Origin of the sequence: Kitasatospora sp. NPDC059327 (assembly GCF_042752535.1) — a bacterium.
Classification (GTDB): domain Bacteria; phylum Actinomycetota; class Actinomycetes; order Streptomycetales; family Streptomycetaceae; genus Kitasatospora.
This window is the reverse complement of sequence record NZ_JBHYYB010000169.1, coordinates 1-12,575: the sequence shown is the minus strand read 5'-3', so window position 1 is coordinate 12,575 and position 12,575 is coordinate 1. Positions and strand designations below refer to the sequence as shown.

The window sequence follows — 12,575 nt, the reverse complement described above, 5'->3', positions numbered from 1 at the left end:
GGTCGGGTGACCCAGGAATTTCCCTTCGAATTCCTCCCAACTGAATTGGGGATGCTACAGAGCGCCACGTGGCGCAACGCCGTCGAAGACGTAGCCGAAGCGGGTCGGGAACTCTCCGGTGGGCAGTCGGAAGACGGCGGCCAGGAGCCTCGGTTCGCCACCGATGATCCGGCCGGTCTCTTCCCGCGTCTCGCGGATCGCGGCCTCCCACGGCAGTTCATCGGCGTCGATCATCCCGCCGGCGAGAAGCTGCCAGCCCTTGTGGTGCGACTTGAGCCGCTCAGTAGGCCCAGATCGAACCGGTGCCTCGGTACTCCTCGACCGGGATCGGGTGGACGTCGGGGCGCATGCGGTCGGTGTAGAGCAGGCCGTCGAGGTGGTCGATCTCGTGGGCGATGAGGCGGGCGAGGCCGAACTCGTAGGTGACGGTGGTGATGGTGCCGTCGAGGGTGGTGGCGGTGACGTCCATGCGGAGGGGGCGGGGGACCATGCCGCGGACGTCGAAGAAGCTGAGGCAGCCCTCGTACTGTTCGTCGGTCTCGTCGGAGACGGCGGTGATCCTCGGGTTGAGGAGGATGATCGGCTCGGCGCCGGCGGTCGGGGGCAGGACGAGGGCGGCGGCGCGGGAGATACCGATCTGCGGGGCGGCGAGGCCCATGCCCTTGGCGAAGGAGTGGACTCGGCCGATCCGGTCGACGGCGGTGAACAGTTCGTCGATCACGGCCTGGGCGGCGGCGCGTTCGGCCGGTAGGTCGAAGGGCTCTGCGGGGCGGTTGAGGATGGGGGTGCCCTGTTGGATGACGCCGAGGGACTGCATCTGCTGGCTGGGCCGCACCTCGATCACCTGGTCTCCTTGGTCTATTGCTGGTTGTTGGCGGCGGCGCGGAAGCGCCATTCAAGCCGGAAACGGGCGTGCAGCGGCGGGTCGTCGGTGGCCCAGGCGAAGTGCCGACGCTCGCCCTCGTCGTGGCGGCTGACGGCGGTGCGAAGCGGCGCGGCCTCGGCGGTCATGGAGGTCTCGGTGCCCCACACCACCGGGTCGAGGGCGGCAGGGAAGTCAAGGTGTACGGCCAGGTGTTCGGTGGGCAGGCGGACGGCGCGCTGGAACCAGTGGCCCCACTTGTCGGCGCCGACGCTGTAGGCGTACTCGATCCAGGTAGCCTCGCCCGGGTAGAGCGGGAAGCGGCCGTGCTCGTTGTCGAACAGGAGCCAGACCTCCTTGAAGGCGTCGCGGTCGTGCTTGGCCTGCCATCGCATGTCCTCGCCCTGACATGAAGCGGTGAGGGCCAGTTCGCCCCAGGTCAGTGGGTGCTCACGGTAGTGGGCGTTGGAGCGCTCGGGTTCGCCGGGGTAACGGTCGACGGCGATGCGGATGAGGTAGCGGGTGATGGGCTCGGTGCCGGTGTTTCGCAGGCGGCGGCGCATGGTCAACCGGTACGTGAAGCCGTCGAATTGGAGCGCGGCTTCATCGTGTTCGACCACGATCGCGGCCCCGGAGGCGTACGGCTGCTCGGAACGGCGGGGCGCCGGCGGCGAGGTCGGGGTGCGGCTGCGGGAGCGGGCGGCGTCGTAGTCGAGCCAGCGCCGCCAGATGGCCTTCCCGGCGTTGAGGATCTCGTCGGCGAGGCGGGCGAACTCCTCGGTCGGCTTGTGGCGGCCGGATTCGATGTGGCTGACGTACGAGGGGTCGAAGTCCATCTTCCCGGCCAGCCCGCGCTTGGAGAGTCCGCGCACCTCGCGCCAGTGGGCGACTTCGGCGGCGAACGCCTCCATGGCCTGGTCGACCGCGTCGTGGTCGGCGCTTGTCTCCATCCGCTCCGCCCCCAGTGAGTGATGAATGAACCGTGAGTGACCTTAGCTCACCATCCCGTCACGGTCCTGTCTCCGGCTGTCATTACCCCATCGGGCACGCACTTCAAGCGCCCGGCCAGCACCAGCCCCCATCCTCCCTTCTGCCGCGAGGAGTTAGCCGTGTACGAGCCCTCGTCCCGCCGCCGAGGCCAGCACCGCGATCCGGTCGGCGCTTTCCTCGGCGTCCTGTGGGCGGTCGGCAACGCCGTGGTGATCGCTCTGCTCGGCGTCATCGTGCACAACGACTTCGACACGGCCCGAATCGGTGCTCACCCGACGGCCAACTCGGCGCCGGACAGCGGCACCTACGCGTAGTGCCCTTCCACTCACCGCCCATCACGGGCTGGACTCCGAACTGGAGCGCACAGCATGGAAACCAGGAACGTAATCGTCCCCGTCCACGACGGCCCCATCGACCTCACCCGCCCGCACTTCGTGGGTATCGGCGGCGCCGGCATGTCGGCCGTCGCCCGCCTGCTGCTGGAGAGCGGCAGCCGGGTGTCCGGCTCCGACACGAGCGACACCGCCGCCCTGCGTGAGCTGGAGGACGCCGGTGCCTCGGTTGCCATCGGCCACACCGCCAGCAACCTGCCCGCCGACACGACGGTCCTCGTGTGGTCCAGTGCGGTGACCCCGAGCAACCCCGAGGTTGCCGCCGCCCGCCGGGCCGGCATCCCGGTGGTACACCGCTCGGACGTGCTCGCGCACTTGATCGCCACCGCCGAGCAGTCGGTCGCCGTGGCGGGCACGCACGGCAAGACCATGACCACCGGCATCCTCAGCGCCGCCCTGGTCCACCTCGACCCGTCGTACGCCATCGGCGGCACCCCCGTCGGCCGCCCCAACGCCTACCAGGGCCTCGGCGGCCTCCTGGTCGCCGAGACCGATGAGAGCGACCGCACCGCCGGCCGCTACCACCCGCAGGTCGCCGTCATCCTGAACGTGGACGACGACCACCCCGAGCAGTACGTCGACCTGAACGATGTCCTGGACGTCTTCGAGCGCCTGGCCCGCAACAGCTCAGTGCTCGTCGTCTCCTCCGACGACCCGGGCGCCCGGCTGCTGATCGAGCGCCTCCAGGCGGCGCCCGGCCCGCGGGTCGTCACGGTCGGCGAGGCCAAGGACGCCGACGTGCGGGTGTTGCGCGTGCTGTGGGACGGCACCGCCAGCCACGTCACCGTGCAGGACACGGACGGCTCGTGGCACGAGTTCACCCTGGCTGCCCCCGGGCGGCACAACGCGTTGAACGCCGCCGCCGCGTTCGCGGCAGGCCGGGTGCTCGGTGCCGAACCCGCCAACCTGGCGGCCGGCATCAACGCCTTCCAGGGCATCAAGCGCAGGCTCACCACCACCGGCACCCACGGCGGGGTCACGGTGCTGGACTCCTACGCCCACCACCCGAGCGAGATCACCGCCGACCTGGCCACGGCCCGGATGCTCACCGAGGGCCGGGTGATCGCGGTGTTCGAGCCCACCGGCTGGACCCGCACCGCCGCCCTCGGCGAGGAGATGGGCCGTCGGCTCGCGGCGGCCGACGAAGTCCTCCTTCTCGACGTGCACGCCTCGGTCGAGTCCCCGCTCACCGGGATCAGCATCGCGCCGATGGCCGCGCAGGTCGCCGCCTGCGGTGGCCGGGCCCACACCGCGGGCGACGGGCGCGACGTGGCGGACGTGGTCGCCGAGCTGGTCGGGCCCGGCGACCTGGTCGTGACGATGGGCACTGGGACCGCCGGTCGCGTCGGCAGGGCGGTCCTGCTGCGGCTGGCCGAGGCCCCGGCGGCGGTCCGGGCCGCGTAGTCAGCCGGTGAGACCCATGGCGTCGGGCTTGGCGAGCCGCATCGCGGTGTCCTCCAGCCCGACGCTGTGGGAGCCCTTCACCAGCACCACATCTCCGGGCTTGAGGTAGGTCAGCAGCAGGTCGAGGGCGGCGTCGCGGTCGGGCACCAGCGTGCCGTTGACGCCGCCCTCCACCGCCCAGGTGTGCACCAGCCGGGCCTCCCAGTCGCCGACCGAGATGAGGTCGGTGATCCCACTGCGGGCGACGAGCCGACCCAGCTCCGCGTGGTGGGCCTCGGACTCCTCGCCCAGCTCCCGCATCTCGCCCAGCACCGCTACCGTCCTCCGCCCGCCGCCGGCCATGGCGGTAAGCGCGGACAGGGCGACGGCCATCGAATCGGGGTTCGCGTTGAACGCGTCGTTAATCACTGTCACGCCGTCCGTCCGTTCGGTGACGTCCATCCGGCCCGGCGTCAGCTGCCGAGCACCGGTCAGCGCATCTGCCGCCTGCCGCACGCTCGCGCCCAGACCGATCGCCACCGCGGCGGCGGCCGTCGCATTGGACACGTGGTGGGCGCCGTGCAGCGCCAGCTTCACGGGGGCGCTCTGGCCCCGGTACGTGAGGGTGAACGACGGCCGGCCAGCGGCGTCCAGTTCAACGTCGACGGCCCGCACGTCCCCAGCCTCCACCCCGAACGTCAGGACCGGCGCGACCGTTCGCGACGCCATCGACATGACGTACGGGTCGTCGACGTTCAGCACCGCCAGGCCGTCGACGGGCAGGGCCTCGACGAGTTCGCCCTTCGCGACGGCGATCGACTCCTTCCCGCCACCGAACTCGCCCACGTGCGCGGTTCCGACGTTCAGTACCAGGCCGACCTTCGGCGGGACGATCCCCGTCAGGTACTTGATGTGCCCGGCGCCGCGCGCGCCCATCTCCAACACCAGTAGGCGGGTGTTCTCGTCCGCCCGGAAGACGGTCAGCGGCAGGCCGATCTCGCCGTTGTACGACAGCGGCGTGGCCACCGTCGTGTCCATGGTCTCCAGCACCTGGGCCAGCAGGTCCTTGGTGCTGGTCTTCCCGGCCGAGCCGGTCAGCCCGATCACGGTCGGCGCCTTCAGGCGATCGAGCACCGCGCGGGCCAGGGCGCCCATCGCGTCCTGGACATCCGCCACCACGATCGCCGGCACCCCGACCGGCCGCGCGGCCAGCACTGCCACCGCACCTGCGGCCACGGCGGCCTCGGCGAACCGGTGCCCATCGGTGTGCTCGCCCGGCAGCGCGATGAACAGCGCCCCGGGCTCTACCAGGCGCGAGTCGATGACCCCCGGCCGGTCGACCACGGCGCCCGGATCGGAGACGTCGTGCAGAGCGCCCCCGACAGCCTCGGCGATCTCTTGCAGGGTCATGGGGACCACGGTGGCTCCGATCCATCGACGTACCCGCCCGTCGTCAGGGCGGCCCGCCTTCGACGCTAGCGGCTCCCCAACCTCGCGCCAGCCAACCCGCGCATTCCGAACCAGACTGTGACAAAAGGAAGATAAGCATGTCTGCAGCTGAACGTCGTATCGCCCTCGTCACCGGCGGCCGCCCCGGCGATCGCGACGGCTCACTGATCTCCGGCGGGCCGTTCGCGAGTCACTGGTCCGCCAGGGCCTGCCAGACTACGCCAGACGTGCCGAGGCGCGATCGCCCCCACGTCGCACCCCGCCACCCCAAGGGCGCAGCGCCTTGCATCGCGTCACCCGATGTCGGCGAAACGATCAAGGTGCTGGTGGTCTACTTCGGCCACAGCGCTCCGGGCTTCGCGCTCCAGTCCCACACACCCACCTTGTGTCCGTCCGGCAGGGGTCAGGCCGACCGGCGCCGGACTCGGTCCGGACTCGGTGCGGGGGCGGCCCCGCGCGGTCGACGGGCGGAGGACGACACATCGGGGAGGATCGTCCCCATGACCACGGAGTCCGGGCTGTCGGCCCCGACGGGCACGCCGCCACCGTCCGCGAGGTGGCCCTCCTGTGGGCGTGGCACCGCCCGGAGCCGTTCCCCGAGGTGCCGTTCGACGACAAGTTCGATCTGGCCTACCTGGACCTGACGATGGCGGGTTGCGTCTTGACCTACCTCGGCAACGGCGGGGTTCCCGGGGAAGGGCACCTCGACATCCTGCGCACATGCGTGCTGGAGCTCCGGGCGGCCGTCGTCCTGCCGGGACGCTCCGCGGAGTACCGCGAGGGCCGCACGGTCTTTCAGCGCCTGCTCACGATGGCCGAGTTGATTCTCGCCGACGCGTCCTGAGGCGACCCGCCCCGGCCGCGGAGCCTGACGGGGAGCGGCCCGCCGTATCAGCCGGAACGCGCGGGGCGCCCTCGGCCGGGGCCGCCCGCCCGCAGGTGGTCAAGCCCCCCGTTCGGCGCCGCGATCGAGGCGGGTCCGGAGCGCGGCCGCCAGGTGCTCGTCCCGCTCTGGGTCGTCCGGCAGGACGCCGGCGCCCTCGGCCATCAGGGCGTGGAACTGCTGCCGCTCGTAGGGGACGCCCGGGGGCAGGGCGGCGATGTGCCAGTGGACATGGGAGTTGCCCCGCGTGCTGCCGAGGCTGAGCACGTACACGCGCTCGGTGGGGACGGTCTCCCTGAGCGCGGTCGCGACGCGGTGGACCGTCCGCTGCAGAGCGAGGTACCGCTCCTCGGTCAGGCCGCCGATGGTGTCCTCGATGTGGGCGCGAGGGGCGACCAGCACCTTGCCGGGCAGGGTCGGGTAGCGGTCGAGGAACGCGACGTGGTCGCCGTCGTCCAGGACGACCCGGTGCTCGTACCCGGGGGTGCCGGAGAGCATCGCGCAGATGAAGCACGGCCCGGTGCGCGCCCGCTCGTGGTAGGCGTCGAGGTCGAAGGCCGTCACCGCACCCACCCGCCGGGGCCGGGGCGCAACGTCATGTAGCCGTCGAGGGGTTCGAAGCCGAGGGTGCGGTAGAGGCCCGCGCCGGCCGCGGTGGCGCGCAGTTCGACGGATCCGCAGCCGCGGTCCTTGAACGCCTCGACGAGCGCGGTGGTGACGGCGCGCCCGTGGCCGCGGCGCCGGTGGTCGGGGTCGGTCGCGACGGTGTGGACGCGGCCCCAGAGGCCGTTGGGGAAGGCGGGGCCCAGGTAACCGCGGTAGACGATCCCGATGGCGCACGCGGCCAGGCCGCCGCCGGCGGTGGGCGCGACGTAGGCGAGCAGGTTCGGGTCGGTGCCCAGGCGTTCGCGCATGTCGTCGCGGAACGTGGTGCGCCATGCGTCGGTGAGCGGGCCGCCGTCGAGGACGGCGACGCGCAGGCGCAGCAGTTCGTCGGCGTCCTCGGGCACGGCGGGCCGGGCGGCGGTGGAGTGGGTCAACGGCTGGTCCTTTCCACGGGGGCGGGCGGAGGAACGGGCCCTCGCCGCCCCTGACCTGGATGGTGTGGACCAGCCGCGGCCTCCCGGGGGCGACGACCGGTCCGGAGTCGTGCGGCGGCCTTGTCCAGCCGCCGGCCCTCCTCGACCTTCCGGTCCGGGAAAGCGGGCCGGTTCGCCGATCTCTGGTCGGGAGTCGCAGGAGCCCACGCGTTTGAAGCTTGTCAACGGAATTGAGTATGACGGGTTCGCGGTCGATCGGGACGGCACATCCAGGGCTCGCCCGTCCTGGGGAGGGTTCCCGGGGTTCACCGTTGGCCGGCCGGCGCATGTCGGCGACGGCGACGCCGCTGGGGATCGAGGGTGGCCTGCCATGCCGGCCTTCCCGGGCGCCCACGTGGTTTGAGCGGTGGTGGCGCCCAGGGCGCGGAGCGCGTCGGCCCGGTCTACTGCTCCGGGTAGGTGGTCAGGTACCGCAGCGCGGCGGAGAAGGCGGTGACCATGTCGTTCAAGTCGACCGTACTGCGGAGCAGCACGGAGCTTCCCTGCCCGCCGCCGCTGTATCCGTAGTACCGCGGGTGACCTCTCCCTGGTGACTTCTCCGTCTTGAATCCATGGCCTTCCGGTGCCACCACCGCGGCGGAGGGGGTCTGTGGAAGGGGTCCACGGGGCGTCGTTCCCGGCCGACCACCGTGCCTTCGCCGCAGCCTTCGGCAGGGGGGTCGAGTCGGGCGGGAATGCTCGCGATGACCGTAAAGAAGGAGGTTCGGGTCAATTGTCGTGGCAGGTGCCGGGGCGGACTCGCGTTACATTGCGCAACATATGACTTGAATCGGTTGATACGAGATGTATGCAATCTTCCGTTTCGGAGATCGGCTTGCTAGCCTGATTTCCGGGGGAGCGGAGCGCTTCCCCGGTCACAAAAGGGGGAGTTTGTGAACAAGAAGATTCTCGGCCTTCTCGCATTTCCGGCAATTGTCGGAAGCATGCTCGCTCCCGCGGGTTCGGCGTCGGCGGTGGGTGGCGCTCCCGACAGCGTCATCGACCCTCCGGGAATTCACTATCTGTCGACGGCGGTCGGTGGGGGTAAGTGTTTGGCCGTTCCGGCGAACGGTGCCTACGGCTCGACGGCGACCCTCGTCCAGTGCAACCCGTTCGACGACCAGAGTTGGACCGTGCCCCAGGCGGGTACCACGGGCGTCATCCAGAACAAGTATTTCAAGAACGCGTACGGAACGGGTTGCCTGACCGCGCAGGGCGGGGTCGAAGGAAACCCCGCGTTCATCTACGACTGCACCGGGCTCAGGGACCAGCTGTGGAGTGCCGAGCTCGTTCCGGGTCGCAACGGCTCGGTGCGGTACCGGAATGTCAACAGCAGTGGTCTCTGCCTGACCGCGCAGGGCAGCTCCGTGGGCACGGCCGCGATGATTTACCGCTGCCTGGACTTCGCCGACCAGATCTGGGCGGCCTGATCCACGGCGAACGCGGGCTCGGGCGTCTCCAGGGTGAGGAGAAGGACTGAGCCCCTCGCGCGGAGCTCCCGCGAGCCGCGAGGACGTCGCTGACGGCCACCGTGCCGTCGGGGTCGCGGCCTGCGGCGTTCGCCCCGGCGCCGGTACCCCCCGGCGCCGGGGCGAACGCTTGGGCGTGGCGGGTGCCGGCGGGGGTCGTTCGGGCGTCGATCGCCCTGCCGCGCCCGGTCGCGGGGTCCGCGGTCTCCGGCCGCCGGTGCCGGCCTACACCGTCCGCCGCTCCCGCCGGTAGGCGCCGGGCGGGGCGCCGAAATGCCGCTTGAAGGCCTTCGAGAACGCGAACTCCGAGGTGTAGCCGGCGCTCTCGGCCACGGTGCTCAGCGAGTCGACCGTCTCGCGCAGCGCCCGGCCCGCGACGGCCATCCGCCACGTGGTCAGATAGCTGAGCGGGGGCTCGCCGACCACCGCGGTGAACCGCCGGGCGAACGCGGCGCGCGACAGCCCGGTCCGGCTCCCGAGCGATTCGACGGTCCACGGGTGCGCCGGGTCGTCGTGGATCGCCTTCAGCGCCGGGGCGATCAACGGGTCGTTCAGGGCCGAGGCCCAGCCCTGCGTCAGCTCCGCGGGCAACTCGGCGTACCAGGACCGCAGAATGTAGAGCAGCAGCAGGTCGACGAGCGCCGTCACCACGGAGTCCGAACCCGGCTGGGGCCGGTGGATCTCGGCGCAGAGCTGGTCGACCGCCGAGCGCAGCGCCGGATGGCGACCGGGGCTGGCCGGGAGGTGGATGACCTCCGGGAGGTCGCCGAGCAGCGGATGCGGCCGGTCGATGTCGAGGTGGTACGCCCCGCAGACCAGCACGCTGCGAGCGCCGTCTCCCTCGACGGTGAAACGCCCGATGGCTGACGAGGTGTCGACGCGGTCGGGTTCGAAGGCGACCGGCTCGCTGGTGGCCGCGTCGCAGATGGCGTGATCGGTCCCGCGCCGCAGGAACACGACGTCGCCGGGGCCCAGGGGGATCGGAGCGCCGCCGACCGGCAGGAGAAGGCAGCGTCCTTCGACGACGACGTGGAACCCGGCGCCCGCGATGGGTGGGAAGCGCACACCCCACGGTGCCCGGGCGTCGGTACGGACCACGGACGGACGCCCGGTGCGCAGGGCCGCGAGCGTGTCGCTGAGGATGTCCATGAACTCACCCTAGCGCGCGGGGATCGAGACGATCGGACAGGGAATCGAGACTTCAGGCTATTCATTGTCTCGGTGGTGACTCGTAGCGTTCTCGTCATGAACAACGTCATGAACAACGTCACGAACAACACGGCGGAAACCCGGCGGGTCGTCGTCATCGGCGGCACCTCCGGCATCGGATTCGCCGTCGCGCAGGGCGCCACGGCTCAGGGCTCGAACGTGGTCGTCGCCTCCAGCAGTCAGGGCCGGGTCGACCTGGCGGTGAAGAGGCTCGGCGGCCGGGCCGAGGGCATCGTGCTGGACGTCGCCGACGACGCCGCGCTGGCCGCTTTCTTCGACCGGATCGGCGCGTTCGACCACCTCGTCTACACGGCGGGCGAACCCCTGCTGCTGAAGCCGCTCGCCGACCTCACCGCCGAGGAGTCCCGAGCGTTCTTCGAGCGTCGCTTCTGGGGCGCCCTGCTCGCGGCCAAGTACGCGACGCCGAAGCTCCGTCCCGGTGGCTCGATCACCTTCACGTCCGGGGCCTTCGCCACCCGGCCCGTCCCCGGAGCCTCGCTCGGCGCGAGCGTCACGGCGGCCGTCGAGGGTCTGACGCGAGCCCTGGCCCTTGAGCTCGCCCCCCTGCGGGTCAACGCGGTCCGCCTCGGCGCGATCCGCACCGAACTCTGGGACCACACCGTGCCTGAGCCGGAGGCCTTCCTCCAGGCGCAGGGCAGTGGCCTGCCCGTGCGGCGCGTCGGCAGCCCCGAGGAGGCCGCGGCGGCCTACCTCCATCTCCTGGGCAACGGCTACGCGACCGGCACGGTGCTCACCCTCGACGGCGGGGCCGCCCTGGCCTGACCACGGCCGCCGGCGGTGGGCGCGACGGCGCCCGGGGCGGGGACCGGCGCGGCGGGCGCCATCGACGCGCCGCCCGGGACTCCGGTGGCGCGGGCGGAGGCCGCCACGACGCCGGCGGCGCGGCGGCTCAGGAGGGCGCCGACCCGCGGTGCGCCTCAGGGCGGTGCGCCGACGGGCGGGCAGGCGGGCGGACCGGGCCACCGGATGCCGCCCGCCCGCTCCTCACTCCTCCACACCGAGCGCGGCCAGCAGTTCACGGCGCAGCTCCGCACGGGACGACGCCGGCCGCCCGTCGACGGAGCGGTCCGCCGTGCCACCCGCTGCGCCGATCGTCGGGCTGTTCACCCCGCCGTTCGCCCCGCCGTTCGCCGTGCCGATCGTCGCGCCGGCCGGGGACGGCCGCAGGTCGTGCGAGATCCGCCCGTCGGTCAGCACCAGCACCCGGTCGGCGAGTGCCAGCGCCTCGTCGATGTCGTGGGTCACCAGCAGCACGCACGGCCGGTACCGGGCGCAGAGCTGCCGCAGCAGGGCGTGCATCCGCAGTCGGGTCAGTGCGTCGAGGGCGCCGAACGGCTCGTCCAGCAGCAGCAGTTCGGGCTGCCGGACGAGGGCCCGGGCGAGCGCCGCGCGTTGAGCCTCGCCGCCGGACAGGACGGCCGGCCAGTCCCGTTCGCGGCCGCTCAGGCCGACCTCGGCGAGCACGGCCCGTCCGGTCGCCTCGGCGCCGGGACCGCGGAGACCGAGCACCACGTTGTCCAGGACGCGTGCCCAGGGCAGCAGCCGCGCGTCCTGGAAGACCACCGAGACGCGGTCGGGGGTGTCCGCCGTGCCGGCGCCGGTCGCTCCGGGCGTGTTGCCGCGGCCGGCGCCGCCGCGGGTGCGGCCGTCGTACCCGTGGCCGTCCAGCCGGCCGAGGGCCCGCAGCAGGGTGGACTTCCCGGAGCCGCTGTGGCCGAGCAGGGCGGTGAACTCGCCGGGCGCCAGGTCGAGGTCGACGCCGTCCAGGACGGTGCGGCCGTTGAACGCGCGGGTGAGTCCGCGCAGCCGGACGGCGGGCCCGGTCGCGTCGACGACGTCGGCGCCCCGGGGGGCGACGAGCTCCGGGCCGGGAACGGGACCGGCGGTCAGGCCAGGGTGCGGCGCCATGCCAGCGCCCTCCTTTCGATCAGGCGGACCAGGGTGTCCGAGAGCAGGCCGAGCAGGCCGTAGACGACCAGGCCGACGACGATGACGTCGGTGCGGCCGAAGGTGCGGGCCTGGGTCATCAGGTAGCCGATGCCGCTGGAGGCGTTGATCTGTTCGCTGACCACCAGCACCAGCCAGGAGATGGTGACGGACATCCGCAGCCCGGTGAAGAATCCCGGTGCGGCCCCGGGCAGGGCGACCCGCCGCAGGAACCCGGCGGCCGTCAGGTCGACGGTCTGCGCCAGCTCCGCGTACCGGGGGTCCAGGCCGGTGAGCCCGGCGTGGGTGTTCAGGTAGACCGGGACGAGCGTGCCGAGCGCCACCAGGATCACCTTGACCTCCTCGCCGATGCCGAACCAGAGGATGGCCAACGGCACCAGGGTGAGGATCGGCAGCGAGCGGACCAGCTGCACCGTGCCGTCGATCAGCGCCTCACCGATCCGGCTCAGCCCGGCGGCGAGCGCGAGCAGCAGCCCGGCGGCCACGCCGAAGCCGAGCCCGAGGGAGGCCCGCCGCAGGGAGATCAGCAGGTGGTCCTGGAGTTCGCCGGACCGGACCAGGTCGCCGAAGGTGGCGGCGACGTCGGCGGGCGGGGCGAGGGTCTGCGGGTCGAGCAGACCGGTGGCCGAGGCCAGCCACCAGAGGACGAGCAGCAGGACCGGCCCGAGGGCGCGGGAGAACGGGATCCGGCGGCGCGGCCGGCCCACCGGCCCGCGGGAACGGCGCGCCCGCCGGGTCGGGCCGGTCGGGCCGGGGGTGTGCGGGCGGGTGGGCGCGGGCGGGGTGGTGACGGTCACGGGGGTCCTAATCCGTGTGTAGGGATTCCGGCCTGGCCCCGGCGGGGGCGGCTGGTCTTGCTGATGGACGGGTTCGTGGTGACCCGCGGGTGCC

The 12,575-nt window shown here is 72.3% G+C and carries 13 protein-coding genes and 1 pseudogene; 5 read left to right on the top strand and 9 right to left on the bottom strand.

The genetic code is table 11. The features are described 5' to 3' along the window. Positions 1-54: 54 nt before the first annotated feature. The 3 genes and pseudogenes from ACFXHB_RS42830 to ACFXHB_RS42820 form a co-directional block, all read right to left on the bottom strand. Positions 55-267 (bottom strand): annotated as a pseudogene (locus ACFXHB_RS42830) (NUDIX hydrolase); the annotation flags it as partial. 13 nt (positions 268-280) lie between these two features. Beyond that, on the bottom strand, positions 281-844 hold the full coding sequence (locus ACFXHB_RS42825; protein WP_380582329.1) for a peptide deformylase: 564 nt from the start codon (positions 842-844) through the stop codon (positions 281-283). 14 nt (positions 845-858) lie between these two features. Further along, the gene (locus tag ACFXHB_RS42820; RefSeq protein ID WP_380582327.1) at positions 859-1,812 is read right to left on the bottom strand and encodes a multiprotein-bridging factor 1 family protein; all 954 of its coding nucleotides are present in this window, start codon (positions 1,810-1,812) and stop codon (positions 859-861) included. A 159-nt stretch (positions 1,813-1,971) separates the two neighbouring features. Between ACFXHB_RS42820 and ACFXHB_RS42815 the strand changes: the two genes are divergently transcribed. Both ACFXHB_RS42815 and murC read left to right on the top strand, forming a co-directional pair. Further along, positions 1,972-2,166 carry a hypothetical protein gene (locus tag ACFXHB_RS42815; protein ID WP_380582325.1) on the top strand — a complete coding sequence of 65 codons (195 nt, stop codon included), beginning with the start codon at positions 1,972-1,974 and terminating at the stop codon, positions 2,164-2,166. Between the two features lie 54 nt (positions 2,167-2,220). Then, on the top strand, positions 2,221-3,648 hold the full coding sequence (murC, locus tag ACFXHB_RS42810) for a UDP-N-acetylmuramate--L-alanine ligase (protein WP_380582323.1): 1,428 nt from the start codon (positions 2,221-2,223) through the stop codon (positions 3,646-3,648). Here murC and murF read toward each other — a convergent pair whose 3' ends face one another. Then, entirely contained in the window at positions 3,649-5,046 is a 1,398-nt protein-coding gene (murF, locus tag ACFXHB_RS42805; RefSeq protein ID WP_380582321.1) for a UDP-N-acetylmuramoyl-tripeptide--D-alanyl-D-alanine ligase, read from the bottom strand. Between the two features lie 586 nt (positions 5,047-5,632). Here murF and ACFXHB_RS42800 point away from each other — a divergent pair. Next, positions 5,633-5,920, top strand: a complete 288-nt coding sequence (locus ACFXHB_RS42800; protein ID WP_380582319.1) for a hypothetical protein — start codon at positions 5,633-5,635, stop codon at positions 5,918-5,920. A 99-nt stretch (positions 5,921-6,019) separates the two neighbouring features. On the opposite strand, the gene ACFXHB_RS42795 is transcribed toward ACFXHB_RS42800, so the two are convergent. Both ACFXHB_RS42795 and ACFXHB_RS42790 read right to left on the bottom strand, forming a co-directional pair. Further along, on the bottom strand, positions 6,020-6,523 hold the full coding sequence (locus ACFXHB_RS42795; protein WP_380582317.1) for an HIT family protein: 504 nt from the start codon (positions 6,521-6,523) through the stop codon (positions 6,020-6,022). Beyond that, positions 6,520-6,999 (bottom strand): GNAT family N-acetyltransferase, encoded by a 480-nt coding sequence (locus tag ACFXHB_RS42790; protein WP_380582315.1) that lies wholly within the window; start codon positions 6,997-6,999, stop codon positions 6,520-6,522. The genes ACFXHB_RS42795 and ACFXHB_RS42790 overlap by 4 nt, the downstream gene beginning before the upstream one ends. 932 nt (positions 7,000-7,931) lie before the next feature. On the opposite strand from ACFXHB_RS42790, the gene ACFXHB_RS42785 reads away from it, so the two are divergent. After that, positions 7,932-8,468 (top strand): RICIN domain-containing protein, encoded by a 537-nt coding sequence (locus tag ACFXHB_RS42785; protein ID WP_380582313.1) that lies wholly within the window; start codon positions 7,932-7,934, stop codon positions 8,466-8,468. A gap of 264 nt (positions 8,469-8,732) precedes the next feature. Here ACFXHB_RS42785 and ACFXHB_RS42780 read toward each other — a convergent pair whose 3' ends face one another. Then, on the bottom strand, positions 8,733-9,656 hold the full coding sequence (locus tag ACFXHB_RS42780; RefSeq protein ID WP_380582311.1) for an AraC family transcriptional regulator: 924 nt from the start codon (positions 9,654-9,656) through the stop codon (positions 8,733-8,735). 96 nt (positions 9,657-9,752) lie between these two features. Between ACFXHB_RS42780 and ACFXHB_RS42775 the strand changes: the two genes are divergently transcribed. Then, the gene (locus tag ACFXHB_RS42775) at positions 9,753-10,499 is read left to right on the top strand and encodes an SDR family oxidoreductase (protein ID WP_380582309.1); all 747 of its coding nucleotides are present in this window, start codon (positions 9,753-9,755) and stop codon (positions 10,497-10,499) included. 222 nt (positions 10,500-10,721) lie between these two features. Here ACFXHB_RS42775 and ACFXHB_RS42770 read toward each other — a convergent pair whose 3' ends face one another. Both ACFXHB_RS42770 and ACFXHB_RS42765 read right to left on the bottom strand, forming a co-directional pair. Next, positions 10,722-11,645, bottom strand: a complete 924-nt coding sequence (locus ACFXHB_RS42770; protein ID WP_380582307.1) for an ABC transporter ATP-binding protein — start codon at positions 11,643-11,645, stop codon at positions 10,722-10,724. Beyond that, on the bottom strand, positions 11,624-12,481 hold the full coding sequence (locus ACFXHB_RS42765) for an ABC transporter permease (protein WP_380582305.1): 858 nt from the start codon (positions 12,479-12,481) through the stop codon (positions 11,624-11,626). Before ACFXHB_RS42765 ends, ACFXHB_RS42770 begins: the two co-directional genes overlap by 22 nt. Positions 12,482-12,575 lie beyond the last annotated feature (94 nt).

Excerpts from the sequence above, each read along its gene's own strand:
- murC (WP_380582323.1), top strand. The coding sequence starts at position 2,221 with ATGGAAACCAGGAACGTAATCGTCCCCGTCCACGACGGCCCCATCGAC.
- ACFXHB_RS42820 (WP_380582327.1), bottom strand. The coding sequence starts at position 1,812 with ATGGAGACAAGCGCCGACCACGACGCGGTCGACCAGGCCATGGAGGCG.
- ACFXHB_RS42780 (WP_380582311.1), bottom strand. The coding sequence starts at position 9,656 with ATGGACATCCTCAGCGACACGCTCGCGGCCCTGCGCACCGGGCGTCCG.
- ACFXHB_RS42775 (WP_380582309.1), top strand. The coding sequence starts at position 9,753 with ATGAACAACGTCATGAACAACGTCACGAACAACACGGCGGAAACCCGG.
- ACFXHB_RS42770 (WP_380582307.1), bottom strand. The coding sequence starts at position 11,645 with ATGGCGCCGCACCCTGGCCTGACCGCCGGTCCCGTTCCCGGCCCGGAG.